Origin of the sequence: Agrobacterium sp. Azo12 (genome assembly GCF_029193765.2) — a bacterium.
Lineage (GTDB): Bacteria > Pseudomonadota > Alphaproteobacteria > Rhizobiales > Rhizobiaceae > Agrobacterium.
In genome coordinates this window covers 1,022,074-1,045,293 of record NZ_JARFYO020000001.1, presented here as the reverse complement: position 1 = coordinate 1,045,293, position 23,220 = coordinate 1,022,074, and the positions used below count along the sequence as shown (strand labels likewise).

Genomic DNA, 23,220 nt, shown 5'->3' with positions numbered 1-23,220 from the left:
AGCGACGAATAATTCCATTTAATTGAACATAGTTCCAAATAATGGAATTAACAAGACTTCAGGGAGTGAGTGTCCATGGCGAGGAGCGGTTAATATGGAGCAGCCCGGGTTTTCCGATCTGAAAGATGCTGGCGTTCTGATTTCCGGCGGAGGCTCCGGTATTGGGGCGGCCCTGACTGAGGGGTTCGCCCGCGCGGGCGCCCGAGTGACCTTTCTCGATATCGCCAAGGCACCGAGCAAAGCCCTGGCAGCAAGGCTTTCGGCCGAATGCAGCCATCCGGTGAATTTCGTCCATGCCGACTTGCGCAATATCACTGAAACGAAAACAGCGATCGATGAAGCTGGGCGCAAGGCCGGTTCGTTTCGCGTGCTGGTCAACAATGCCGCATGGGACGACCGTCATGACATCGACACCGTGAATGAGGACTATTGGGATAATAATCAGGCGATCAACCTGAAGCAGTTGTTTTTCGTCACGCAGGCTACTCTTCCCTACCTGCGCAAGGAAAAGGATGCGGCGATCGTCAATTTCTCATCCATTTCCTTCATGCTCAACATGGGTGATCTACCATCCTACGCGGCAGCGAAGGCCGGCATCATCGGCCTGACGAAAAGTCTCGCCGGACGGCTTGGGCCGGAAAACATTCGGGTCAATTGTATCCTGCCGGGCATGATCGTGACGGAGCGGCAAAAGGAACTTTGGCTCACCGAACAGTCAATCGAAGCGACAATGGGCAAGCAGTGCCTCAAGCGCGTCTTGACTGCAGAAGATATTGTTGGCCCATGCCTTTTCCTGTCTTCAAAGGCAGCGGGGGCCATTACATCACAATCTATTATCGTTGACGGAGGAATTTTCTGATGGCGCAACCCGCATTCGTAGCCGTGGACTGGGGAACCACCAGTTTCCGCATGTGGCTACTCGACAAGAGCGGAGCCATTCTTGCTGAACGACGCAGCAACGAAGGTATGACCACAGCAGCCCGTACCGGCTTCGCCGACGTATTGAACGCACATCTGGCGGCGACGGATGCGCCCGACGATATTCCGGTGCTGATCTGCGGCATGGCTGGTGCGCGCCAAGGCTGGATCGAAGCCGGTTACGTTGACGTACCCGCACAAATCGAAGACGTCCTGAAGGGCGCTGTTCGTATTCCGGGCGAAAGCCGGGACATTCGTATTCTGCCGGGTCTTGCCCAGCGTGCAGAAACAGCACCAGACGTTATTCGCGGTGAAGAAACCCAACTGCTTGGCGCATTGGCCTCCGATGAGGTCAAAAACAATTGCCTCGTCTGCATGCCCGGAACCCATTCCAAATGGGTGACCGTGCAGGACGGCACCGTTGAAGGTTTCTCCACCTACATGACCGGTGAGCTTTTTGAAGTTATCGCCAAACATTCGATCCTTGCTCACGCCGTTTCGGAAGGTGAAGCAACGACGGGCGAGAACCCTGAATTTATAGCTGCCGTGCGCAAGGCAGTTGAGAACCCGCAGATGGCGACACACCATGTGTTCACTGTCCGCTCCGGTCAGCTGCTGCATGCACTGTCCGCCACCAACGCCAAGGCACGCCTCTCCGGTATTCTGATCGGTGTTGAAATTGCCGGTGCCCGTTCACAGGTATCCAGTGACACGCAGGTTGTTCTGGTCGCATCCGGCGGACTTGGCGAACTCTACAAAGCCGCATTGGCGGCTCTGGACATTTCCTACACGCTTATCGATGCCGATGCCGCAGTACGCCACGGTCTTTACGCCGCCGCTACGACCATCTGGCCGAATTTGAAAGGTTGATACCCATGCGCATTCCATTTCCATCCATAAAATATCCGCTGGTCGCCATTCTGCGTGGCCTGAAGCCGGAAGAAACCCATGATGTGGTCAGCGTTCTGATCGAAACCGGTTTTCGCGCCATCGAAATTCCGCTGAACTCGCCAGAGCCGTTCAAGTCCATCGAGATAGCTGCAAAGCTTGCCCCTGCCGATTGCCTGATCGGTGCAGGCACCGTGTTGAGCGTTGACGATGTAGAAAATCTCGACAAGGCTGGCGGCAAGCTGATGGTTAGCCCGAATGTCGACGTTGAGGTTATCACCGCCGCACGCGAAAAAGGCATGGTGACATTGCCGGGGGTACTGACACCAACCGAAGCACTGCTGGCCGCCAAGGCCGGTGCAACCGGTCTGAAGTTTTTCCCGGCCAGCATTATCGGCCCCGCCGGTATTGTTGCCATCCGCACAATTTTGCCAAAGGATCTGCTGATTGCAGCCGTCGGCGGCGTATCGGACAAGAACTTCTCCGATTACACCAAGGCAGGCATCACAGCTTTTGGCCTTGGCACAAGCCTGTACAAGCCCGGCCTCACGGCTGCGGAAGTCAAGGAACGCGCCATCCTCACCATCAACGCCTATGACGATGCGATCAAGGAGGCATAATGGCGACCCTACATCCTTTCACAGGTAAAGTTCTCGACGAAACTGCACTTCAGTTGGGTGAAGGCCCGACCTATGACGCGGCGACCGACACTGCATGGTGGTTCAATATTCTTGGAAAAGAGTTGCATGAATTGCACCTCGCATCCGGCCGAAAGAGCGTTCACAAACTCCCCTTCATGGCCAGCGTTCTGGCCAAGGTGGATGATGACCGTCAGTTGATTGCATCCGAAAATGGCCTGTTCCTGCGCCAGATCGCAACCGGTGAGCTGACGCTGCACACCGATTTCGAGCCAGGCAAACCGGCAAACCGCTCCAATGATGGACGCGTGCATGCCTCAGGTGCCCTGTGGATCGGCACGATGGGTAAATCAGCTGAAGACGGAGCTGGCGGCATTTATCATGTTGCCAATGGTACTGTGACGACGTTGTTTGACAATATCAGCATCCCCAACTCCATCTGCTTTTCACCGGATGGAGCCATCGCCTACTACACCGACACAAGGGTCAACAAGCTGATGCGTGTTGCGGTTGATCCCTCGACCGGCCTGCCGCTGGAGAAACCATCCGTTCTGGTTGACGCAAGCGATGACGATGCCGGTATAGATGGATCGGTATGCGACAAGAACGGCGATATCTGGAACGCCAAGTGGGGTGCCGGGCGCGTTGCCCGTTACAACGCCAATGGACAGTTGCTTGAACAGTATTCCGTACCGGGTCTGCAAACCACATGCCCGGCGTTCATCGGCAAGACTGCAAATCGGCTCCTGGTCACGTCAGCTTTTGATGGCATGGCGGATGCAGGTCTGTCGCCTGATGCCCTGCAGGGTGCAACATTCGATCTCGGTATCGACGTGAATGGCGTTCACGACTTCGCGTATCGACTCGCCTAAAAGAAATGAGCGGCGGAACTGTTTCCGCCGCTCAAATTCTGATTTTACCCGGACGTTTTCAGGCGCCCACTGGTGCCAAATCGCGGAAATTGTCGCGCAGATAACGTAGTGTTGCATTTGCATCTGCTGGGCGGCCAAAGAAAAAGCCCTGCCCCATTTCGCAACCAAGCCCACGCAGTTTTTCAGACTCGTTGCGGTTCTCAATCCCTTCAGCAACGACCTCGAGATCAAGACCATCACACATGGCGACGATTGCCTTGACGATGTGTTCCGACGGGCGATCCGTTGAAATGCGCGACACGAAGGCACGGTCGATCTTGACCTTGTCAAAGGTGAAGTCCCGCAGACGGCCAAGGCTCGACTGACCCGTTCCAAAATCATCCAGTGAAATACGCACACCGGCCTGCTTGAGGTCTGAAATGATTTTGGTCGCCGTTTCAGCAGAGGTCATGACGGCGGTTTCGGTAATTTCCAGTTCCAACCGGCTGGGATCGAAACCCGCGCGGCCAAGGATGGAGAGAATATTGTCTGCAGTGCCCGGATCCATCAACTGTGCCGAAGACAGGTTGAACGATAGGAACAGGTCGCGTGGCCAGGAGAGTGCAGCCTCAACTGCCTTGCGCAGCAGCGTTTCCGACAGTGCATCGATAAAACCGCGTTCTTCCGCCAGTGGCACAAACACGGCTGGAGATACAAATCCAAGATCAGGATCGTGCCAACGCGCTAGGGCTTCAAAACCAATGACCATTTCATCGGTCAGGCGAACGATAGGTTGGAAATGAACTTCAACGGCATCGGTGATAATGGCATTACGCAACGCCTGTTCCAGCTGCGTCGCCCGCTTCATTTCCTGCGCAATTTCGCTGGAATAGACTGTGATCTGCCCGCGACCACGGCGTTTGGAACGATACAAGGCAGTTTCGGCGCTTTTCAGCAAATCTTCGAATTCCTGCCCCGCAAAGGGATAGACGGCAAAACCGAAGGACGACGATAGACGCACATTGCGGTCCCCTAGATCATAAGGCGCCGACAACACATCCTTGATCATATGACCAATGCGTTCGGCGCCTGTACGCTCGAAGACAAGCGGTAAAATGAATGCAAATTCATCGCCCTCGTGGCGGGTAACGGTCGCACCATCGGGGATACAGGCTTTCAGGCGATGGGCGACCTGGCACAAAATTTCGTCACCGGCAGCCGCACCAAACAAGTCATTTATTGGCTTGAAGCCGTCAATATTGGCAATACCGATGGTAAAGGGAGCAGGATCACTGGCGCGTTCCGCAGCTAGCTGACGCACCTTGTCTCGCAGGCGATAGCGATTTCCAAGACCGGTCAATGGGTCACTATAGGCCATGGCCTGCAACTCATGCTGACTGATCTGCGGGTAGTTTGCTTCCGCCGACTTCATGTTCGCGTCCTAAGAAATCTGCAACGATTTAGCGCACAATGATGGCTATGTCTTAAGAAACATATAGCGTATATTTAACAATGGTTAAATACCGACGATTATCGGTGGCCAGTACCTGGCCGACCATCATACACTCATATCGCTACGCATAGCGGTGCTGCTGGACGGCAAAAATCGCCTGAGAACGGTTTCAATCATGTCCGGGCTGACCGGCTTGAGAATCATATCATCCATGCCGGCATCAAGGCACGCTCGGCGATCACCATCAAAAGCATGGGCGATCACACCGATCAGCGGGATCTTCTTACTATCGCCTTCGGCGGAGCGAATACGTCTTGCCAATTCAAACCCGTCAAAGTCAGGCAATGTCGCATCAACCAGCACCAATGACGGTGAATGGGCGTCGATCATCCGCAATGCCTCTTCACCGGAGCCCGCGACCTTGTAGCCGACATTCAGGCTTTCGAGGATCTGTGAAAAAACGATCTTGTTGACTTCGTTGTCCTCGACGACAAGCACATCGATAACCGACGTCTGGGTCTTGGGGCGAGCAGTCTTGATTGCATTGTCCGCTGCGGTTTCCTTGACGCTGGATAATGTGTTGACCTGCGATGTCGTGGCCAAGAAGTTATAGATATGGCGGACAAGGTCTTGCTGGATCTGGAACGCATCCAGTGTCAGCACCGACAGCCCATATTGCTTGGCAATATCAAGGCTGGCGTGGCTCATGTTGGAATCAACAACCACGAGATCGATTGCCACACCTGATGATGTCGCGACATCAAGGAAGGTCACCTGCTCCTCAAAACTACTGGCTGCCGCATAATCCGCTTCGACAAAGGCAAAGACGTGCGAGGCATTATCCCGCACGCCCTGATCTGGCGATACGAAAAGAATGCGGCATCCCTTCAGGCGGGCGGCGAAATCCGGCTCTTCGCGTTTCTCGACCGGTCGGCCTTTGTGGGAGGTTTTCACGAATGGTAGATGCACCATGCCGGGCAGAACAGGTTCTCCGGTTTCATCGGTAACCGACAGAGCCGTGACATCTTCCATTGTTGTGACCAGGAAATAACGGCCGGGTTTGCCCACACGCTGCTTACGCGTGATCAGCAATGCATGTTCGCCGTCAATTTTGGTAAGGTGTTCGGGAATCGTACTGCTTTGGCCGGTCTCCAGAATCCGGCGATCCATCGCATCGATCCGGCTTGCCAGTTCATGACTGTGAATATCAAAAACCGTGCGGCCCAGCATTGCTTCCGGGCCGACTTCCATCATATCGCAGGTCGCCTTGTTGACGGCGACATAGGTCAGGTTGCGGTCCTTGACGACGACCGGGAACGGAATGTTGTCCAGTATTTCCTCGGTCAACTGCAACCGCTCGAGATCAGCGCGCCATTGCTCCTCGCGCTTCTTTTGTTCGGAGACATCTGTGATCACACACATTCCAATGCCGGATGGCAGCCGTTTCTTGACGTAACGATACCAGCGGTCGCTACCGCGTTTTTCAAGATGTTCGGATTTTTCTTTCCAGTGGGCGGCAAGCCGTTCGGCGATCCATTCCTCACGGCTGCTCTTGCGGCCTGAAGCGATATTCTGACTGGAAACGTCCTCACAGTCATAACGTGTATTCAGGAAGTCCCGCAGGCGCATACCAACGAAAACACGTTCTCCAAGCGATGGCAGATAATTGGTAATGTGGCGACTGACGAAGGTAATGATGTCGTTTTTGTCATACACAATGACGGCGGTCATCAGTGCATCACACACGGTTTCCAGCAGTGATATTTGGATGTCTACGTCTTGCGACGTCACATCAGTCATTGCTGCTCCCCACGCCTATCCTCCAGCCACAAGGGCATTCCGAAAATTGATAAAACAACTGATGTCGAGCACGGGGCCGCTACTGTTGCAATCGCTGAGAAAACATACCGGGCATACCTTGAAACAAAGCACATATTACAAATTGGCGACCCTCCGGTTGGCCACCCAATGCTTTGACGGAAATACTATCCCGTAATCATTTCAAGTCTTTGCGAGATTACAGTTTTTGTCTTAAGCGTTGCTTAATGGTCGGGTTTCATCCGTGAATAAGGCGCGGAAAACATACGATTTCTCTTTTCCCACCACAACAAATCCACGACAATAGAATCATGTCCATAAAACAGCTTTCAGAAACGCTCATCAACCAGATCGCAGCTGGCGAGGTTATCGAACGACCGTCCAGCGCGGCCAAGGAATTGATAGAAAATGCTATCGATGCCGGTGCGACGCGTATCGAAGTTGCGACATCCGGTGGCGGCAAAAGCCTCATTCGCATTACCGACAACGGCACTGGCATGAGCCCTGACGATCTGGCGCTCGCCATCAAGCGGCATTGCACCTCCAAGATCTCGCAGACACTGGACGATATACGTACACTCGGCTTTCGTGGCGAGGCACTGCCATCGATCGGTTCGGTGGCAAAGTTGACTATTACAAGCCGCCAGCATGGCTCGGAACAAGGCTCCGTCGTTGCCGTAACTGGCGGTAAAGTGGCAGATGTCCGTCCTGCAGCCGCCAATGTCGGCACCGTCGTTGAAGTGCGTGACCTGTTTTTTGCGACCCCTGCCCGTCTGAAATTTCTCAAAAGCGAGCGTGCCGAGACGGCTGCGATTACTGAAACCGTCAAACGCATGGCGATTGCCTTCCCGAATATCCGCTTTGTCCTTTCAGGCACGGACCGGTCCACGTTGGAACTGCCCGCGACTGGCAGCGATGCGCTTGCACGCATGGGCCAGATCCTTGGTGTGGAATTCCGGGACAACGCGATTGCAATCGATGCGGCACGTGAGGATGTTGCGCTGTCCGGTTATGCCGGTGTGCCGACCTTCAACCGCGGGAACTCCGCCCATCAGTATATGTTCGTGAATGGGCGGCCGGTTCAGGACAAATTGCTGCTGTCTGCCATTCGCGGTGCCTATGCCGAGACCATCCCGCATGGCCGTTATCCGGTTGCGGTGCTCTCATTGACGCTCGATCCGGCACTGGTGGACGTCAACGTGCATCCGGCCAAGTCCGATGTGCGGTTCCGTGATCCCGGACTTGTTCGTGGCCTCATCGTCGGTGCGATCCGTGAGGCGCTTTCGCGCGAAGGTGACCGCGCCTCGACAACGGCGACCAGCGGCATGATGAATGCGTTCCGTCAGGGTTTCCAAGCCGCTCCGGCAGCCAGAGCGCAGGCGGCAACCGCGTGGAGTGCTGCTGCATCACCATCCCGTCCCTTTTCCTATCCGCCATCCGCTGGCTTTGCAGAGAACACACAAGCCGAGTTTCTGGACGTCACAGCACCTGCAGCCCGGCAGGAAACGGCAACGGTTTTTGCCGAGCAGCCAACTGAAAGCCTATCGAGCGCGCAGTACCCACTCGGTGCAGCCCGCGCGCAAATTCACGAAAATTACATTGTTGCACAAACCGACGACGGACTGGTGATAGTTGATCAGCATGCGGCGCATGAACGTCTGGTGTTTGAAGAAATGCGCAAGGCGCTGCATTCACGGCGCCCGCCATCGCAGGTGTTGTTGATTCCTGAAATCATCGATCTTCCGGAAGAAGATTGTGACCGGCTGATGGAGCATGCCGAAGGTTTCGACGCTTTGGGGCTGGCAATTGAACGTTTCGGCCCCGGTGCCATTGCAGTGCGCGAAACACCTGCCATGCTCGGCAAGGTCGATGCTCAAGGCTTGGTGCGCCAGTTGGCGGATGAAATTGCCGAATGGGACACTGCATCAACGCTGAACGGTAAGCTGGAGTATGTGGCGGCCACAATGGCGTGCCATGGTTCTGTCCGTTCCGGTCGCCGTTTACGGCCAGAAGAAATGAATGCGCTTTTGCGACAGATGGAAAACACTCCCGGCTCTGGCCAGTGTAACCATGGGCGGCCTACTTACATCGAACTGAAACTGTCCGATATTGAACGGTTATTCGGCCGAAGCTGATGCTAAATGCTGGTATTTCATACCTGCAACGATTATTGGATAGAGATGATCGGGCCTGCAATTGGCAGTGCTTGACCTCACGAAATTGAATGGAGACAGCGGATGAACCGGTTTGAAGGCAGCGGCAGCCGCGAAGCAAAGATCAAATATCTGGATGGCGATTTTCAAATCGTCACCAATGGATCTTATGTGACCTGCGCCATGACAGGGCAGCAGATCCCCGTCGATGAACTGCGTTACTGGAGCGTTGCGCGACAGGAACCGTATGTCGATGCCGCTGCATCGCTGGAAGCAGACAAGATTGCAGGCATTTTGCCGAACCAGAAGCGCCCGACGGCCTGATTATCGTCAGTTGCCCTTGAGCACACGCGTGCGGCAGTTCTCGATTGCCGCATGAATGATATCGGAAGCCGTGTTTGGGTCATCAAACACCATTTCGATTTCAATGACCTGGCTCCGCTGGAGCAACTCTTCTGCCTTGCCGTGACCACCCTTCAAACGCACGAAGTCCTTGGCGGTCGTGACCAGTTGCAGCTGCTGTTTGTCAGCGAGCGCCAGCAGATCGGAAATCTCATCCTCTTCGAACGTATGGTGATCGCTGAACGAGCGACGCTCGACGATATTGCCACCGAGACTTTCGACCGTTCTGTAAAATTTATCGGGATCAGCAATGCCGGCATAGGCCAGCACCCGTTTGCCGACAAAATCTGGGGGCACGACCGGCTGAATGGCAGAGACATAGATTGTCTTGCCCGCCCTTGCCGCTTTGCGAACCAGCGGGTCGGCGGCGTCACCAGTGCCGACCTTGAGAATGGCGGAAAGCTGTTGCATCTGTTCCTGGATTGGCGCACGCACCGGCCCTGACGGCACAAGGCAACCATTGCCAATGCCGCGCACGCTATCGATCACCACAAGCGCATAATCCAGCGTCAGACGAGCGCTTTGAAAACCGTCATCCATGATGATGAGATCGGCGCCTGCCTCCACCAGACGACGTGCACCTTCGATCCGTCGTCGCGAGATGGCCGTCATAGCGTGGCTGACCAGCAAAAGCGGTTCGTCACCGACATCGGCGGCGCGATGATGCGGTTCGACCAACGTCGTGACATCCAGCGTGCCACCATATCCACGGCTGAGGAAGCCAGGTTTCAACCCGTTTTCGATCGCAGCTTTGGCAATTGCGACGGCGGTGGGCGTCTTGCCGGCACCACCGACCGTAAAGTTACCGATGCAGATCACCGGAACAGGCACGGATGGCCGGTTCTCGCGGCGCATTCTTTTGCCCGCAATCCAGCCATAAACCCATGAAACGGGTTTGAGTGCATATGCCTGCCAGCCCGGTTTTTTCCACCAGAAAGGCGGCGCTTCCGAAATCATTTCTCGCTCCTGCCGAATACGCTGTCTGCCAATATCCGATTGAAACGATAAAATATACTAAAGTGGCAAAACGTTAGCCTGGCTTACTGTTTAAAGCGGGTTAGATTGCAGCCCGTTGCGGCAAAAGCGGCTCTAGCGCGGTGATATCGGACAGGCAATAGTCGCTGTCGTCACTGAGGCTTTGCGGCGAGCCGGTTCCGGTGAGAACGGCAACCTTCAAGGCCGCCCCGGCGCTTTTTGCCATATGTAGATCGTGATTATTGTCACCGACCACGGCAACCTGCGACGGCGACAGTTTTACCGCCTCACAGAAACCGAGCACCATACCCGGCTGTGGTTTGGTACCAAATCCACTGTCATAACCAGCAATAAAATCAATGTGCTCTTCAAAACCGAAACGGCGCGCCGTTTCACGGATCGAGCGCTCATTGTCGCTTGATGCGATACCGATGCGATAACCGCGTTGGCGCAGGCGCTCGAAAAAAGCTCGCAGATCCGTGACCGGAACGGAATGGGCAGCGGCTTCGGTAAATAGTGTGTCCAGACGTTTCGTCAGTTCTTCCTGATCGCAAGGGGAACCAGCAGCGACCAGACCGGCCGCGATTTCCTGCGTATTGCCGGCCGCCAGCAAGCTATCCGGCATGACCTTTCCGCTGACCGGGTCCATGCCGCATGCCAACAGCAGCCTGTCTGCCAGTTCAGGATCGTCCATTGAGGCAATGCGGGCCAGTTCCCGGTTTACCGGGCCCCAGCTTGCGTCATAACCCAACAGGGTTCCGTCCTTGTCGAAGAGGATACCGGCAATCGACTGTGTGTCTTTATTCACGGGAAAGCACCAATTTTAAAACATGTTACCGGAAACCCGACAGCTGTCCCGCTGTCAGGCCACGGCACATCATCATGATGGAAAGCAATGTGGATAGACAGGCTTCGATGCGACGTGCTTTGGTGGATATCAACCGGCAGCCACATTTCTTGGCATCAGCTTTGCAGTCACGGTCAGCGGTGCGATGTAGGGTTCAAGTCCCTTAATCGTCGAGGACAAGGCGCCACGCATTTCCTGAATGACCCGGTCGCCCGCATCCATCATCTTGTAACGCTCGTTGTCGTTGACCATCAGATAATGAACGGCCTTGGCCAACATTTCGACGTCACGAATGATACGTCCGCCACCGGCCCGCAGCAGCTTCTGATAGGCCTCACGGAAATTCTGCACATGTGCACCGGACAGCACTGCGCAACCGAGCATGGCCGGTTCCAGCGGGTTCTGGCCACCCTCACCGGTCATCGAGCGACCGACAAAGGCGATTTCTGTCAAACGAAGATAAAGCCCCATCTCGCCAATGCTGTCACCGAGGAATACATCCGTTTCCGGCGCAATGACATCGTTGCGGCTGCGACGGGCAACAACCAGACCCATTTCCTTCAGCTGCGCTTCAATGGCGTCGGCACGGTCGGGGTGGCGCGGAACGATAATCGACAGCTGACCGTTGCGCGCCTTGATGGCGTTATGAACGGTGCCGGCAATCTTCTCTTCGCCTTCAAAAGTCGAGATGGCCGCCCATGTCTTGCGGGTGCCAATCTGCTGACGATACCGATCCAACAGTTCCTGATCCACTGGCGGCGGATCCGTGTCGCCCTTGAGGTTACCTGAAGTCATCACCGGCCAGGCGCCCAGATCACGGAAGCGTTCGGCATCGAGATCCGACTGCGCGATAACCAATGACATCTTGTTGAAAATGGTTTCGGCAAAATCGGCATGCGATTGCCACCGGGCGAAGGAACGGTCCGACATGCGGGCATTGACGCGGATTTGCGGAATGTGGGCCTGTTCCAGTTCCATCATCGTCACCGGCCAGACCTCAGACTCCGCCGTGATGGCTGCATCCGGATGCCAATAGCTGATGAAACGTTTTACCGCGATTTTGATATCAAGCGGCACATATTGGTGAATGACGTCACTACCAAGTCTGGAGCGGCACAGCTCTGCCGACGTCACGGTTCCGGTTGTCAGCAGCACATGAATTTCGCGTTTGCGGATTTCGCGGATCAACGGAATAAGCGCCATTGTTTCGCCGACGCTTGCGGCATGAAACCAGATGAGCGGGCCTCTAGGGCGCTCTACGCTGGCATAACCGAAGCGCTCCAGCTTTCGGCTTCGGTCTTCCTTACCCTTGATCGCACGATAGGTAAGGTAAGGACCGGCAAATGGATAGGCTGCCATGCCTGCCAACCGGTAACCGGAAAGTGCCACCCGCGCAATTCGGCTTTTCATGACGGTATGCCTTCAATCCGTGCGCCCAATGGTGCCATCCCCTTGTCAGGTGTTTTCTTGAACTTTCTGTCTTCTCGAAATGCGTCAATAATTGAGCCGACGTGAATCTTTTTGTTCATTTGCGGCAAAAAACTTTGGATGCGGCACGGATGTTTTTACACCCATGCCGTGCGATTCTACGATATATATTATAGCATAAATCGGGGTCTTTAAGTCTAAACCCGGTTATTTCGTGGTTTGTGGATCAAGAAGTCTGTGCATATGCACTATAAAGTAGCGCATGTGAGCGTTATCCACAGTCTGCTGCGCCTTTGCTTTCCAAGCTGTCAGTGCAGAGGCATAGTCCGGGAAGATACCAACGATATCCAACCCGTTCAAATCCCGGAATTGCACGTCTTCAAGACTTTCAAGCTCGCCGCCAAAAACGAGGTGCAGAAGTTGTTTTTTTTCACTGGATTCGGTCATTTTCTTTTATCTCTTGCCATGTGATCTGGTCCCTTTCCTGTGCGGGATTTCCGCCAAAAGGTCAACCATTACCTGACTTCACAAAGCGTTCAGAAGACCACCAAGCGTCGCTTCGCTGGCTGCACATAATGACGGATGACTGACCACCGGCTTGTTGTAAACGATTGGTGAACCATCAAGGTTCACAAGGCGACCACCGGCACATTGCAGGATAAGATCGGCTGCGGCCAAATCCCAGTCATGTGAACCTGTGCGTACCAGCGTTCCATCAATACGGCCATCGGCCACCATCGCCAGACGATAGGCGAGCGACGGCACATGTTTAATGCGATTGATGGTCTGAGCGGTGTTTTTCTGCAGATCCGCCACGACATCTTCCGGGGCTGCAATATTGAGCACTACGGATGGAAATGACACAGTAATCGCCTGCCCGTTTCTTTGGGCGACGCCACCTTTAACAGCCAGAAATTCTTCCCCTAGCGCCGGCGCAACAAGAACGCCTGCGACCGGCAACCCGTCGTGGACGACTGCGACGCTGACGCACCAAGTATCGAGACCAGAGATAAAGGCCCGCGTGCCGTCGACAGGGTCGACAACAAACGCTGTCTTGCGGCTCAGGCGATCATGACCGTCTTCGGTCTCTTCAGAAAGCCAGCCATAATCTGGCCGAGCTGTGCGAAGAACCTTTTCCAGAACAGCGTTCGCCGCATAATCCGCCGCACTGACGGGAGAGCGGCCGTCATTCTTCCACCAGACCTCAGGCTTATTACCGAAGTAGCCAAACGCGACCTCACCTGCCTGCCTTGCCGCAGCAAGAATAAGGTCGAGATCGGCCTGCCAGTTGTTTTGCTCTGCCGTCATTGTTTAATCGCTATCTGCTTTGCCGGATCAGCGGCCGGCAAGCGTCATGCCCTCAATGGCCAAAGTGGGCGCTGCCACGCCGTATTTGCGGTCGACATCATTGGCCGGAGTGACACGCATGAACATGTCCTTCAGATTGGACGCAATCGTCACTTCCGATACCGGGAACGACAATTTGCCATTTTCAATCCAGAAGCCGGTTGCTCCACGGCTGTATTCACCCGTGATCATATTGACGCCCTGACCGATCAGTTCTGTCACGTAAAAACCGTTGCCGACGCTGGCGATCAGCTCTTCCGGCGAAACATCTCCTGGTTCCAGCGCCAGATTGGTCGAGGCAGGGCTAACTGTGGTGCCACCACGAACGCCACGCCCGTTGGTGTCAAAACCGCCAATTTCCTTGGCTGCCGATGTGGACAAGAACCAGTGCTTCAACACACCGTCCTCGATCATGACAAGACGTTCGCCCCGGACACCTTCGCCATCGAATGGACGGGAAGACGAACCGCGCACGATTTGCGGATCATCGGTAATAGACAGGCCGCTTTTAAGAACCTGCTGTCCCATCTTGTCACGCAGGAAACTGGTCTTTCTGGCAACTGAAGCACCATTGATGGCACCGGCGATATGACCGACGAAACCACGCGCCACGCGTGGATCAAAGACAACGGTAACGTTTTTACCCGTATCGACCTGACGCGGGTTCAGGCGTTCAACCACCCGTTCACCGGCACGACGACCAATGTCCTGCGCACTGTCGAGATCGGAAAAATACAGGCGGCTGTCGAAATCATAGTCGCGCTCCATCTTCGTTCCTTCGCCAGCGATAACACTGACGGAACGGCTGAAACGGCTGCCCATATAGCTTCCGGCAAACCCGTGCGAAGTGACAAGCACAAGACCGCCCATGCCGGTAGAGGCGCCGGCGCCGGATGAATTGGAAACACCCTCCACTGCGAGAGCGGCCTCTTCCATGGCCAGGGCTGCTTCCTGCAAGGCAGCAGATGACACTTCGGTCGGATCGAAAAGATCAAGATCATCATATTGACCAGCAAGGTGTGCTTCGTCCGCCAGGCAGGCGAAGGGATCTTCTGGTGAAACCTTTGCCATGGCGACAGCACGCTCGGCCAAGGTTTTCAAGTCGAAGCCCGGATTGGCAGAAACACTTGCTACCCGGTTGCCAACAAAAACACGCAGGGCGAAATCATCGCTTTCCGAGGACTCGGTATTTTCAACCTTGCCAAGACGCACGCCAACAGAATGGGAGCGGGAACGAACCACAACTGCGTCGGCCTTATCCGCACCTGCCTGTTTTGCAAGGTCCACCAACTGGCTTGCGCGATCAATGAGAGCGGAGGAATTGATTTCAGAGGACATTATTTCGCCTTTCGTTACGCTCCATTTATTGACCGGTGCGCCTATCATCAAGGGTAAAGGGAGAACTCGGTCGCAAAATCAGGCAAAGAACTGAAGCTACTTTCAAAGCTCGCACAGATTTGACGGGATTAAATTCGCCCTTCCCGACGGCGATGGTACAATTCGATCTGCGTTTCGATCTGCCGTTTGAGATCGTCCTTCACGGACGCCGTTTCTGCCAGAACCTCTTCAGCTTTCATAAAATCCATGACGCGGAAACGGTTTACCGGTGGACGCAGGAAGATATGTGGCGGATTGAGCTTCAATTTTGCAGCAATGGCAGAATGCATCATCAACTGGCTTGCACCGAACAAGCTATCGATACGGCTGGGAATTGTGGTGCCGTCACCTTCCGGTCCGCCCACCACATCGACGCCGATCACGATATCGGCATCATCGAGAAGCGGTTCATAGGGAACGGGATTAAAGATACCGCCGTCGATCATCACCCGACCGTTAACCCGGACCGGCATGAACAGAGCCGGGATAGCTGATGATGCAGCAAGCGCCGTGCAAATGTCGCCCTCTGTTACCACAGCCTCGCACTGGCCGTAATAATCCGTCGTTACCACCTTCAACGGGGTTGGCAGTTTGTCGAATGTCTTCGGAATCGCCTGGGGCAGCAGTGCATCAAGGATAAGTTCCAGATTAAACTGGCCGAGACGAAAACCATCGACGGGATGGCGCATGGTGGCGGGCCCAAGGCTCCAAAGACGGTTAGCCACGCTGCCTTTTTTGCCCATCAGGTCGATCGTATAATGGCGGATATCCGCGCCTGTCATTCCGGCGGCGTAACCAGCACCAAAAATCGAGCCGATTGAGGCCCCGGCCACGGCGACTGGCTTCAAGCCCAGCTCATCCAGGGCTTCGATGATGTTGATGTGGCAGATGCCACGCGCGCCACCGCCGCCAAGGGCAATTGCAAATCGTGGTTCGCTATGGGTAAGTGCTGGTTGCGAAGGTGTGTCCTGCATTTCGAGAGCGTCCTTCACAACAACCATAACATTCCTGTTTTCTCTTCAGAGTGAAAACATCTTCAGGGACATTGCGCACCGCATGATGTTACGGCTCGTAACGATAGAAATGCATCTTCGTATCGCCAAAGGTTCTCTGCTCCAGCGGCTTGAAGACGGGAGCAACACTGACCATGACGTCGCCACGCTCTTCGAGAATGGCCAGAGCGCCTGGCACCAACCAGCCGCCCTCATGCGCGGCAACAAAAGCCTTCTCACCCTGTCCCAGCCCATAGGGCGGGTCGGCAAAAAGCACATCGAAAGGTTCGATATTGTTGACGCTGCCAAGTTTGGTCGCATCCCGCCGCAGGATACGCGCCCGGCCGTGCAGGCCCAGCGCGTCGATGTTTTCCCAGAGCAGACCACGGCCTTCAACGCCGTTTTCCACAAAAAGCGCAATACGACAGCCTCGGGACAATGCCTCAAGGCCGACGGCACCGGTGCCAGCAAACACATCGAGAATGCGCGTGCCATCCAGTGCTTCCGGATAGGCGTGGCTCAATATGTTGAACAGGCTTTCCCGGGTCCTATCGATTGTCGGGCGAATGCTGTTTGATTTTGGGGCCGCTAAACTACGGCCACGAAACTCACCGCCTACGATCCGCATTCCGTGTCATCCCTTTGCCACCTGAAGACTTGCCGCCGGGTCCCTTGCCAGGACCTTTGCCGCCGGGTTTGCCTCCAGACCCATTACCATCGAATTTGCCGCGTGCGCCGCCTTCGGAACGTTCACCGCGCGGTTTTCCAAAACCAGATTTGCCGTCCGGACGTCCGCCGCCAGGTTTGCCACTGCGTGGCTTGTCACCAAATGGTCGCTCGCTGCGCTCGCCACGGGCCGGGCGATCACCAAACGGACGGTCACCGCGTGCCGGACGCTCAGAACGTTCGCCACGTTCAGCACGATCTCCGCGTGGCGGACGATCGCCATAAGGTTTATCGCCGCGTGGCGGGCGGTCACCGAAAGGTCTGTCGCCACGTGCTGGACGATCACCGTAAGGCTTATCACCACGTGGTGGACGGTCGCCAAAGGGTCTGTCGCCACGGGCTGGACGTTCGGAACGTTCACCACGCTCCGGTCTGTCTCTAAAAGAACGCTCTTCGCGCGGGCGATCCCCAAACGAACGTTCGCCAGCGGGACGATCTCCACGTGGAGGCCGAGCACCAAACGGCTTGTCGCCACGGGCTGGTCGATCCGAGCGGTCGCCGAATGGTTTGTCACCCCGTGGCTTGTCACTGCGTGGGCGGTCACCGAATGACCGTTCGCCCCGTGGTCGGTCGCCACGCTCACCACGGCCACGGCCTTGTTCTTCGTCACGCGGTGGAGAATCGGAGCGAATCCACTCACCCTCGGCATCTGCATGGCGCACGACGCTACGGCGTGCTTCTTCCTGTGCAGATGGCTGCTTGAACAGGCTTTCAGCCTCAGCGCGCGCTGATGTCTTGCGTGCCTTGCCATCGCGGGTCGGCTTTGCACCCGGTGCCATCCACACATTGGCAGTGCGGCTGCTGCCCAAAGCAGGACGGGATGGACGGCGATCGTCGGCTTCGTTTTCGTCGCGGCCTTTCGCGCCAAATTTCGAACCGGGTTTGGAACCAAACTTCCCAGCGGGCTTGTCAGAACGTTTTGTATCGAGGCGTCCTAGCGAACGTTCACGGTCATCACGCTTGTCGCCGGATCTTGCTGGACGTGAATTTTCATCACCGTCCGAACGCTTTGCCCACTCACCCTTCGCAGGACGGGCCGCTGGTGCCTCATCGTCTTCTGCACCAGCATTGTCGTTGTAAAGCGGCGCTTCGAAGTTGGCGCCAGCAGCTTCAATCAGGCGTGGACCCAACTGATCGCGCAACATGCGTCCACGAACTTCCACAACCTTGCCTTCCGGCAGGTCACCCAATTGGAAAGGACCGTAGGAGATACGGATCAGGCGGTTAACTTCCAGACCAAGCGCACCGAGAACGTTCTTGATTTCACGGTTCTTGCCTTCACGCAGACCCATGGTAATCCAGACATTGTGGCCCTGCTTGCGGTCCAGCGTCGCATCAATTGCGCCGTAGAGAACGCCGCCGACGGCAATGCCTTCCTTGAGCTTGTCCAGTTCTGCCTGATCGACCTCACCATGGGCCCGCACGCGGTAACGGCGCAGCCAGCCAGTGGTGGGCAGCTCCAGAACACGAGACAATCCACCGTCATTGGTCAGAAGAAGCAGACCTTCGGTATTGATGTCCAGGCGGCCGATCGACAGAACGCGCGGCAATTCTTCCGGCAGGTTGTCAAACACTGTCGGACGACCTTCAGGATCGAAATTGGTGGTCACCAGACCAGCAGGCTTGTGGTAGAGCCACAGGCGGGTGCGTTCTGCACCACGGATCGGCACGCCATCCACTTCGATCTGATCGGCAAGTGTTGCATTCACGACCGGCGAATCAAGCTTGACGCCGTTCATTGAAACACGACCTTCCATGATCATGCGCTCGACATCACGTCGCGATGCGACCCCTGCTCGTGCCATGATCTTGGAAATGCGCTCCGGCTTGCCGACCGGCGCGTCTTCAGCTGCGACCTTTGCGGCGGCCGCCTTGTCATAGGACTGTTTTTTCGCCGCCGGCTTGCCTTCTGGCTTGCCAGCCTTGCGATCACGGTCAAATTTCTTGTCACCACCGCGCGTCGGCTTGTCTTTGAATGTCATTTGTTGTTTGCCTGTTGTTTGCCGTGTCCTATCAGGTCAAACGGCCGTGGTTAAGAGGAAATTGCAGACAATGGCGGAAACAATGCATTTCATGGACCTTGCCTTTGCGGCTGCGCAAGAGGCTGGAGAAAAGCAGGAAGTTCCTATCGGCGCTGTGGTCGTCCTCGATGGTTATGTTATTGGCAGTTCCGGAAACCGCACACGTGAACTAAATGATGTCACGGCACATGCCGAAATCATGGCGATCCGCATGGCATGTGAGGCATTGGGGCAGGAACGGCTAAGCGGCGCCGACCTGTATGTGACCCTTGAACCATGCACGATGTGCGCTGCCGCCATATCATTTGCACGTATTCGCAGACTGTATTACGGCGCCGAAGACCCCAAGGGCGGTGGCGTTGACAATGGGGTGCGCTTTTACCAGCAGCCGACCTGCCACCACGCACCCGATGTTTATTCCGGCATAGGCGAAACTTCGTCCGCGCAGCTGCTCAGGGATTTTTTCCAGAGCAAGCGAGAGGATTAAAACGCTGCGATCTCATGCCGTCGCGATAAGGGCAACGGCATGATACCTCAACCGGTCATTATTGGAATGGCATCCACCACTTGCTGCCCTGCTTGGCAGCTGCGGCCTCTTTCTTAAGGCGCTTGGCCTTTTTCTGTTCCGGTTCGCCCAGATCATTCAACTCTTCTTGTGAGGCTGAACGATAGCCGGTTGGCGGGTCTGTCAGGTATTTGCGCTGGCCGTTGACGGCGTTGCCGCCTGAGGCTTCCGCCTTGGCCTTACGGAATGCTTCCCACTTCTGGCTTTCGGTCATCTGGCCATTGGTGCCATTGCCTGCCAGGAGTGGCGAACGGTAGTTCGGGTTGTTCTTGTTGGCTTCCGCCTCTTCACGCAGGCGCTCGCGGGTTTCTTCCGGCGCTTCCACCCATTGCGGGTTGTTTTCGCGGCTGGCAAGAGACTGCTGCGGCTGGTTGAGCTGACGTGTGTTGGCGTTGGCAGGCACAACGAGACCCGGACGCGGCGTGTATTTCAGATTGCGATTTTCCTGATTGCCGGTCAGCGAAACCGACGAACCCAGATCTTCGACAAGCTGCTCCATGGAGGATTTGCCCGTGCCATAGGTCGGACTGCCGGTACATGCACTCAAGGCCAGGCAAGCGGTGAGAACACCTGCGATACCGCCGGACATGCGTAAACCTTGCATCATCTTCATCGAACCCTTCAAGCCAAGCCAGAACAAAAGACATAGCCAATTTCATTTGGCAATGCTGGGAAAATCCGGCCAATTTCAGGCAGGTTTACCGGATGAAGCACCAAAGTGCAATTCATCCGGTCATTTTCCTTAGTTTACTGCGGCCAATTCACGCAATGCTGCTGCATCACGCGCTGATACGTCAGGATATTCAGGGTCGGAGCCGACATCAGCCGTAATCCGCCAGGACCGTGCGCACTTCTTGCCTTCGGCCAGCTTCTGCTCAACCGAAACCTTCTGTACTTCGTTCAGACGGAAGGCATCAGACGCACCCTCGCCCGTCACCACCGAGATGGCAGAGGTGATGCAGATTTCTGCGAAATCCTGGCCTTCAAGTGCCTTTAGCAGTTCCGGATCTGCAATGTGCACAACCGGAGCGGCTTCCAGCGAAGAACCGATACGCTTTTCACGGCGCTCGATTTCAAGCGCGCCGGTGACAACCGTGCGAACCCTGCGGATCTTGTCCCACTTGGCGGCAAGCGCATCGTTTTTCCATTCACCCGGCACAGTTGGGAACTGCTCAAGGTGAACCGATTCGCTTTGTGGATAACGCGAGAGCCACGCTTCTTCTGTGGTGAATGGCAGCATTGGTGCCAGCCAGCTCACCAGGCAATCGAACAGCTTGCGGATAACCGCAAGCGATGCACGACGCTTGAGCGAAGACGGCGCGTCGCAATAAAGCGTGTCCTTGCGAACGTCGAAATAGAATGCCGACAATTCGACATTCGAGAAATCGATCAGGGCACGGGCGATCTTCTTGAATTCGAAGGCGTCGTAACCTTCACGGACAACCTTATCCAGCCCAGCCAGACGGTGCAGCATCAACTGCTCCAGTTCTGGCATGTCGGCATAGGCAATGTCTTCACCGGTGTCATGCGCGAGCGTACCAAGCATCCAGCGGATGGTGTTACGCAGCTTGCGATAGGCATCGATATTAGTTTGGATGATGGCCTTGCCGAGACGCTGGTCTTCCCAGTAATCGGTCGTCATAACCCACAGACGCAGGATGTCGGCGCCGGATTCCTTCATGACGTCCTGCGGAGCGACAACGTTTCCAAGCGACTTGGACTGTTTGCGGCCCTGTTCGTCCATGGTGAAACCGTGGGTAACGACAGCCTTGTAAGGCGCACGGCCACGCGTTGCGCAACTTTCCAGCAGCGACGAGTGGAACCAGCCGCGATGCTGGTCAGAACCTTCCAGATAAACATCGGCTGGCCATTTCAGGTCAGGGCGATCTTCCAGCGTGAAGGTGTGCGTGCAACCACTGTCGAACCACACGTCAAGGATATCCATGACCTGGTGCCACTGGGCATGATCGTGCTCGCTGCCGAGGAAACGATCCTTGGCGCCATCTGCAAACCATGCATCTGCACCCTCAACCTCGAACGCTTCAAGGATGCGGGCATTGACGGCGTCGTCCACTAGCACTTCGCCCTGCTCGTCTGCGAAAACAGCGATTGGAACGCCCCAGGCGCGCTGACGCGACAGCACCCAGTCAGGGCGGTTCTCGATCATTGCGCGCAGACGGTTCTGGCCGGACGCAGGCACAAAGCGGGTGTCGTCGATGGCCGAAAGCGAGCGCGAGCGCAGCGTGGTGCCGTCACCCAGTTCCTTGTCCATGTAGACAAACCATTGCGGCGTGTTGCGGAAGATAACCGGCTTCTTGGAGCGCCAGCTATGCGGGTAGCTGTGCTTCAGACGGCCGCGTGCAAACAGGTTATTGCCGGCGATCAGCGCCTTGATGACACGATCATTGGCATCACCCTTCTTGCCGTTATCGTCCATGACGCGTGCGGGACCGCCTTCAGCCGACGGACCGAAGCCCGGAGCATCCTCGGTGTAAAAACCGTCATCACCAACCGGGAACGGGATTTTGGGCGAGATGCCGCGCGCTTCCAGTTCGCGAACACTGGCCATCCACGCGTCAAAGTCTTCGCGACCATGGCTTGGTGCGGTGTGCACAAACCCAGTGCCGGCATCGTCGGTGACGTGATCGCCGTCCAGCAGCGGAACCGCAAAGTCGTAACCCAGGGATGCCAACGGATGGGCGCAGGTGACCGACGCCAACTCCTCCGCTGTGACACCGCGCAGCAACTTGAACGTAACCTTGGCCTTGGCTGCAGCATCATCCGCCAGGCGGGTGGAGAAGATCAACTTTTCGCCGGGCTGCGGGCCAAAATCATTGGTGGCCGTTTCAACCTCATAAAGACCATATGGGAAACGCGACGAGAACGAGATCGCGCGGTTGCCCGGGATTGTCCAAGGCGTAGTTGTCCAGATGACAACAAAGTTGCCCTTCAGGTCAGCCGGGCCTTCGACAACCGGGAACTTCACCCAGATCATGTCGCTTTCGACGTCAGCATATTCAACTTCGGCCTCAGCCAGAGCCGTGCGTTCGACAACCGACCACATAACCGGCTTGGAGCCGCGATAAAGCTGACCGCTTTTGGCGATCTTCAACAGTTCTCCAGCGATCCGCGCTTCCGCGTGGAAGTTCATGGTCGTGTAAGGGTTTTCAAAATCGCCTTCGATACCGAGACGTTTGAATTCATCCGACTGCTTCGCGATCCAGCCAGATGCAAAATCACGGCATTCCTTACGGAATTCGTTGATCGGAACTTCGTCCTTGTTCTTGCCCTTGGCACGATACGCTTCTTCGATCTTCCATTCGATCGGCAGACCGTGGCAATCCCAGCCAGGAACGTAGTTGCTGTCGAAACCGCGCATCTGGAACGAGCGCGTGATGACGTCCTTAAGGATTTTGTTCAGTGCGTGGCCGATATGGATATTACCATTGGCATAGGGAGGGCCATCATGCAGCACGAACTTCTCACGTCCGGCGGCGGAGGCGCGAAGGCGCTTATACAGGCCCATTTCCTGCCAGCGCTTTACTGTTTCTGGCTCTTTTTGCGGCAAGCCTGCACGCATCGGGAAATCCGTCTGCGGCAAATAGAGCGTGGAGGAATAGTCTAGTTTTTCTGCGGTGTCGTTCATAACCGTACCGTTACTGAGGCGCCCTCATGGGGTCGCGTCGTATTGATTTTGATAAACAAAAGCGGAAAGCGCCTCGACAAGCGCCAACATCCCGGACCTTCCGGCTGTTACAGCGGGCGGAAGGCCGGGCCAATAATTCGGGATATGAACGTCGACCGATATTGGAACATAGTGC

At 55.8% G+C, this 23,220-nt stretch carries 20 protein-coding genes; 7 read left to right on the top strand and 13 right to left on the bottom strand.

Going from position 1 to position 23,220, the window contains the following annotated elements; translation table 11 throughout:
- Nucleotides 1–94: 94 nt before the first annotated feature.
- Genes PYL13_RS04730 through PYL13_RS04715 form a run of 4 tightly spaced genes read left to right on the top strand, consistent with a single transcriptional unit; the run spans nucleotide 95 to nucleotide 3,316 of the window.
- Nucleotides 95–859 (top strand): SDR family NAD(P)-dependent oxidoreductase, encoded by a 765-nt coding sequence (locus tag PYL13_RS04730; protein ID WP_275640606.1) that lies wholly within the window; start codon nucleotides 95–97, stop codon nucleotides 857–859.
- Entirely contained in the window at nucleotides 859–1,788 is a 930-nt protein-coding gene (locus PYL13_RS04725) for a 2-dehydro-3-deoxygalactonokinase (RefSeq protein WP_259145799.1), read from the top strand. The genes PYL13_RS04730 and PYL13_RS04725 overlap by 1 nt, the downstream gene beginning before the upstream one ends.
- Before the next feature lie 5 nt (nucleotides 1,789–1,793).
- Complete coding sequence (locus PYL13_RS04720) at nucleotides 1,794–2,426, top strand: 2-dehydro-3-deoxy-6-phosphogalactonate aldolase (protein ID WP_275640605.1); 633 nt, start codon at nucleotides 1,794–1,796, stop codon at nucleotides 2,424–2,426.
- The gene (locus PYL13_RS04715) at nucleotides 2,426–3,316 is read left to right on the top strand and encodes an SMP-30/gluconolactonase/LRE family protein (RefSeq protein ID WP_275640604.1); all 891 of its coding nucleotides are present in this window, start codon (nucleotides 2,426–2,428) and stop codon (nucleotides 3,314–3,316) included. Before PYL13_RS04720 ends, PYL13_RS04715 begins: the two co-directional genes overlap by 1 nt.
- A gap of 58 nt (nucleotides 3,317–3,374) precedes the next feature.
- Here the strand turns inward: PYL13_RS04715 and PYL13_RS04710 are convergent, their stop codons facing one another.
- Both PYL13_RS04710 and PYL13_RS04705 read right to left on the bottom strand, forming a co-directional pair.
- The gene (locus PYL13_RS04710; protein WP_275640603.1) at nucleotides 3,375–4,727 is read right to left on the bottom strand and encodes a putative bifunctional diguanylate cyclase/phosphodiesterase; all 1,353 of its coding nucleotides are present in this window, start codon (nucleotides 4,725–4,727) and stop codon (nucleotides 3,375–3,377) included.
- A gap of 126 nt (nucleotides 4,728–4,853) precedes the next feature.
- Complete coding sequence (locus tag PYL13_RS04705) at nucleotides 4,854–6,548, bottom strand: response regulator (RefSeq protein ID WP_275640602.1); 1,695 nt, start codon at nucleotides 6,546–6,548, stop codon at nucleotides 4,854–4,856.
- Between the two features lie 329 nt (nucleotides 6,549–6,877).
- On the opposite strand from PYL13_RS04705, the gene mutL reads away from it, so the two are divergent.
- Nucleotides 6,878–8,701 (top strand): DNA mismatch repair endonuclease MutL, encoded by a 1,824-nt coding sequence (gene mutL / locus PYL13_RS04700; protein ID WP_250983649.1) that lies wholly within the window; start codon nucleotides 6,878–6,880, stop codon nucleotides 8,699–8,701.
- 102 nt (nucleotides 8,702–8,803) lie between these two features.
- Entirely contained in the window at nucleotides 8,804–9,043 is a 240-nt protein-coding gene (locus tag PYL13_RS04695; RefSeq protein WP_192487100.1) for a DUF2093 domain-containing protein, read from the top strand.
- Between the two features lie 6 nt (nucleotides 9,044–9,049).
- Here PYL13_RS04695 and lpxK read toward each other — a convergent pair whose 3' ends face one another.
- The 9 genes from lpxK to PYL13_RS04650 form a co-directional block, all read right to left on the bottom strand.
- Nucleotides 9,050–10,078, bottom strand: coding sequence for a tetraacyldisaccharide 4'-kinase (gene lpxK, locus PYL13_RS04690; protein ID WP_275640601.1), 1,029 nt, complete (start codon nucleotides 10,076–10,078; stop codon nucleotides 9,050–9,052).
- 100 nt (nucleotides 10,079–10,178) lie between these two features.
- Nucleotides 10,179–10,904, bottom strand: coding sequence for an HAD family hydrolase (locus tag PYL13_RS04685; RefSeq protein ID WP_259145814.1), 726 nt, complete (start codon nucleotides 10,902–10,904; stop codon nucleotides 10,179–10,181).
- A gap of 129 nt (nucleotides 10,905–11,033) precedes the next feature.
- Entirely contained in the window at nucleotides 11,034–12,353 is a 1,320-nt protein-coding gene (gene waaA, locus PYL13_RS04680; protein WP_250983646.1) for a lipid IV(A) 3-deoxy-D-manno-octulosonic acid transferase, read from the bottom strand.
- 225 nt (nucleotides 12,354–12,578) lie between these two features.
- On the bottom strand, nucleotides 12,579–12,818 hold the full coding sequence (locus PYL13_RS04675) for a DUF4170 domain-containing protein (protein ID WP_192487097.1): 240 nt from the start codon (nucleotides 12,816–12,818) through the stop codon (nucleotides 12,579–12,581).
- Between the two features lie 78 nt (nucleotides 12,819–12,896).
- Nucleotides 12,897–13,679 (bottom strand): 3'(2'),5'-bisphosphate nucleotidase CysQ, encoded by a 783-nt coding sequence (locus tag PYL13_RS04670; RefSeq protein WP_275640600.1) that lies wholly within the window; start codon nucleotides 13,677–13,679, stop codon nucleotides 12,897–12,899.
- 27 nt (nucleotides 13,680–13,706) lie between these two features.
- The gene (locus tag PYL13_RS04665) at nucleotides 13,707–15,056 is read right to left on the bottom strand and encodes a TldD/PmbA family protein (RefSeq protein WP_275640599.1); all 1,350 of its coding nucleotides are present in this window, start codon (nucleotides 15,054–15,056) and stop codon (nucleotides 13,707–13,709) included.
- A 128-nt stretch (nucleotides 15,057–15,184) separates the two neighbouring features.
- Entirely contained in the window at nucleotides 15,185–16,096 is a 912-nt protein-coding gene (locus tag PYL13_RS04660) for a patatin-like phospholipase family protein (RefSeq protein WP_409515519.1), read from the bottom strand.
- Nucleotides 16,097–16,157: 61 nt separating this feature from the next.
- Nucleotides 16,158–16,715, bottom strand: a complete 558-nt coding sequence (rsmD, locus tag PYL13_RS04655) for a 16S rRNA (guanine(966)-N(2))-methyltransferase RsmD (RefSeq protein WP_192487094.1) — start codon at nucleotides 16,713–16,715, stop codon at nucleotides 16,158–16,160.
- A complete protein-coding gene (locus PYL13_RS04650; protein WP_275640598.1) occupies nucleotides 16,696–18,795 on the bottom strand; it encodes a pseudouridine synthase in 2,100 nt (699 codons plus the stop codon). The genes rsmD and PYL13_RS04650 overlap by 20 nt, the downstream gene beginning before the upstream one ends.
- 70 nt (nucleotides 18,796–18,865) lie before the next feature.
- On the opposite strand from PYL13_RS04650, the gene PYL13_RS04645 reads away from it, so the two are divergent.
- Entirely contained in the window at nucleotides 18,866–19,321 is a 456-nt protein-coding gene (locus PYL13_RS04645) for a nucleoside deaminase (RefSeq protein WP_275640597.1), read from the top strand.
- 58 nt (nucleotides 19,322–19,379) lie between these two features.
- Here the strand turns inward: PYL13_RS04645 and PYL13_RS04640 are convergent, their stop codons facing one another.
- Together PYL13_RS04640 and ileS are read right to left on the bottom strand one after the other, a co-directional pair.
- Nucleotides 19,380–20,012: a hypothetical protein gene (locus PYL13_RS04640; RefSeq protein WP_192487091.1), complete on the bottom strand. Its 633-nt coding sequence runs from the start codon at nucleotides 20,010–20,012 to the stop codon at nucleotides 19,380–19,382.
- A gap of 129 nt (nucleotides 20,013–20,141) precedes the next feature.
- Nucleotides 20,142–23,045, bottom strand: a complete 2,904-nt coding sequence (ileS, locus tag PYL13_RS04635) for an isoleucine--tRNA ligase (RefSeq protein WP_275640596.1) — start codon at nucleotides 23,043–23,045, stop codon at nucleotides 20,142–20,144.
- Nucleotides 23,046–23,220 lie beyond the last annotated feature (175 nt).

Coding starts and splice junctions, on each gene's coding strand:
- PYL13_RS04730 (WP_275640606.1), top strand. CDS start 95: ATGGAGCAGCCCGGGTTTTCCGATCTGAAAGATGCTGGCGTTCTGATT.
- PYL13_RS04725 (WP_259145799.1), top strand. CDS start 859: ATGGCGCAACCCGCATTCGTAGCCGTGGACTGGGGAACCACCAGTTTC.
- PYL13_RS04720 (WP_275640605.1), top strand. CDS start 1,794: ATGCGCATTCCATTTCCATCCATAAAATATCCGCTGGTCGCCATTCTG.
- PYL13_RS04715 (WP_275640604.1), top strand. CDS start 2,426: ATGGCGACCCTACATCCTTTCACAGGTAAAGTTCTCGACGAAACTGCA.
- PYL13_RS04710 (WP_275640603.1), bottom strand. CDS start 4,727: ATGAAGTCGGCGGAAGCAAACTACCCGCAGATCAGTCAGCATGAGTTG.
- PYL13_RS04705 (WP_275640602.1), bottom strand. CDS start 6,548: ATGACTGATGTGACGTCGCAAGACGTAGACATCCAAATATCACTGCTG.
- mutL (WP_250983649.1), top strand. CDS start 6,878: ATGTCCATAAAACAGCTTTCAGAAACGCTCATCAACCAGATCGCAGCT.
- PYL13_RS04695 (WP_192487100.1), top strand. CDS start 8,804: ATGAACCGGTTTGAAGGCAGCGGCAGCCGCGAAGCAAAGATCAAATAT.
- lpxK (WP_275640601.1), bottom strand. CDS start 10,078: ATGATTTCGGAAGCGCCGCCTTTCTGGTGGAAAAAACCGGGCTGGCAG.
- waaA (WP_250983646.1), bottom strand. CDS start 12,353: ATGAAAAGCCGAATTGCGCGGGTGGCACTTTCCGGTTACCGGTTGGCA.
- PYL13_RS04675 (WP_192487097.1), bottom strand. CDS start 12,818: ATGACCGAATCCAGTGAAAAAAAACAACTTCTGCACCTCGTTTTTGGC.
- PYL13_RS04670 (WP_275640600.1), bottom strand. CDS start 13,679: ATGACGGCAGAGCAAAACAACTGGCAGGCCGATCTCGACCTTATTCTT.
- PYL13_RS04665 (WP_275640599.1), bottom strand. CDS start 15,056: ATGTCCTCTGAAATCAATTCCTCCGCTCTCATTGATCGCGCAAGCCAG.
- PYL13_RS04660 (WP_409515519.1), bottom strand. CDS start 16,096: ATGGTTGTTGTGAAGGACGCTCTCGAAATGCAGGACACACCTTCGCAA.
- rsmD (WP_192487094.1), bottom strand. CDS start 16,715: ATGCGGATCGTAGGCGGTGAGTTTCGTGGCCGTAGTTTAGCGGCCCCA.
- PYL13_RS04650 (WP_275640598.1), bottom strand. CDS start 18,795: ATGACATTCAAAGACAAGCCGACGCGCGGTGGTGACAAGAAATTTGAC.
- PYL13_RS04645 (WP_275640597.1), top strand. CDS start 18,866: ATGGCGGAAACAATGCATTTCATGGACCTTGCCTTTGCGGCTGCGCAA.
- PYL13_RS04640 (WP_192487091.1), bottom strand. CDS start 20,012: ATGAAGATGATGCAAGGTTTACGCATGTCCGGCGGTATCGCAGGTGTT.
- ileS (WP_275640596.1), bottom strand. CDS start 23,045: ATGAACGACACCGCAGAAAAACTAGACTATTCCTCCACGCTCTATTTG.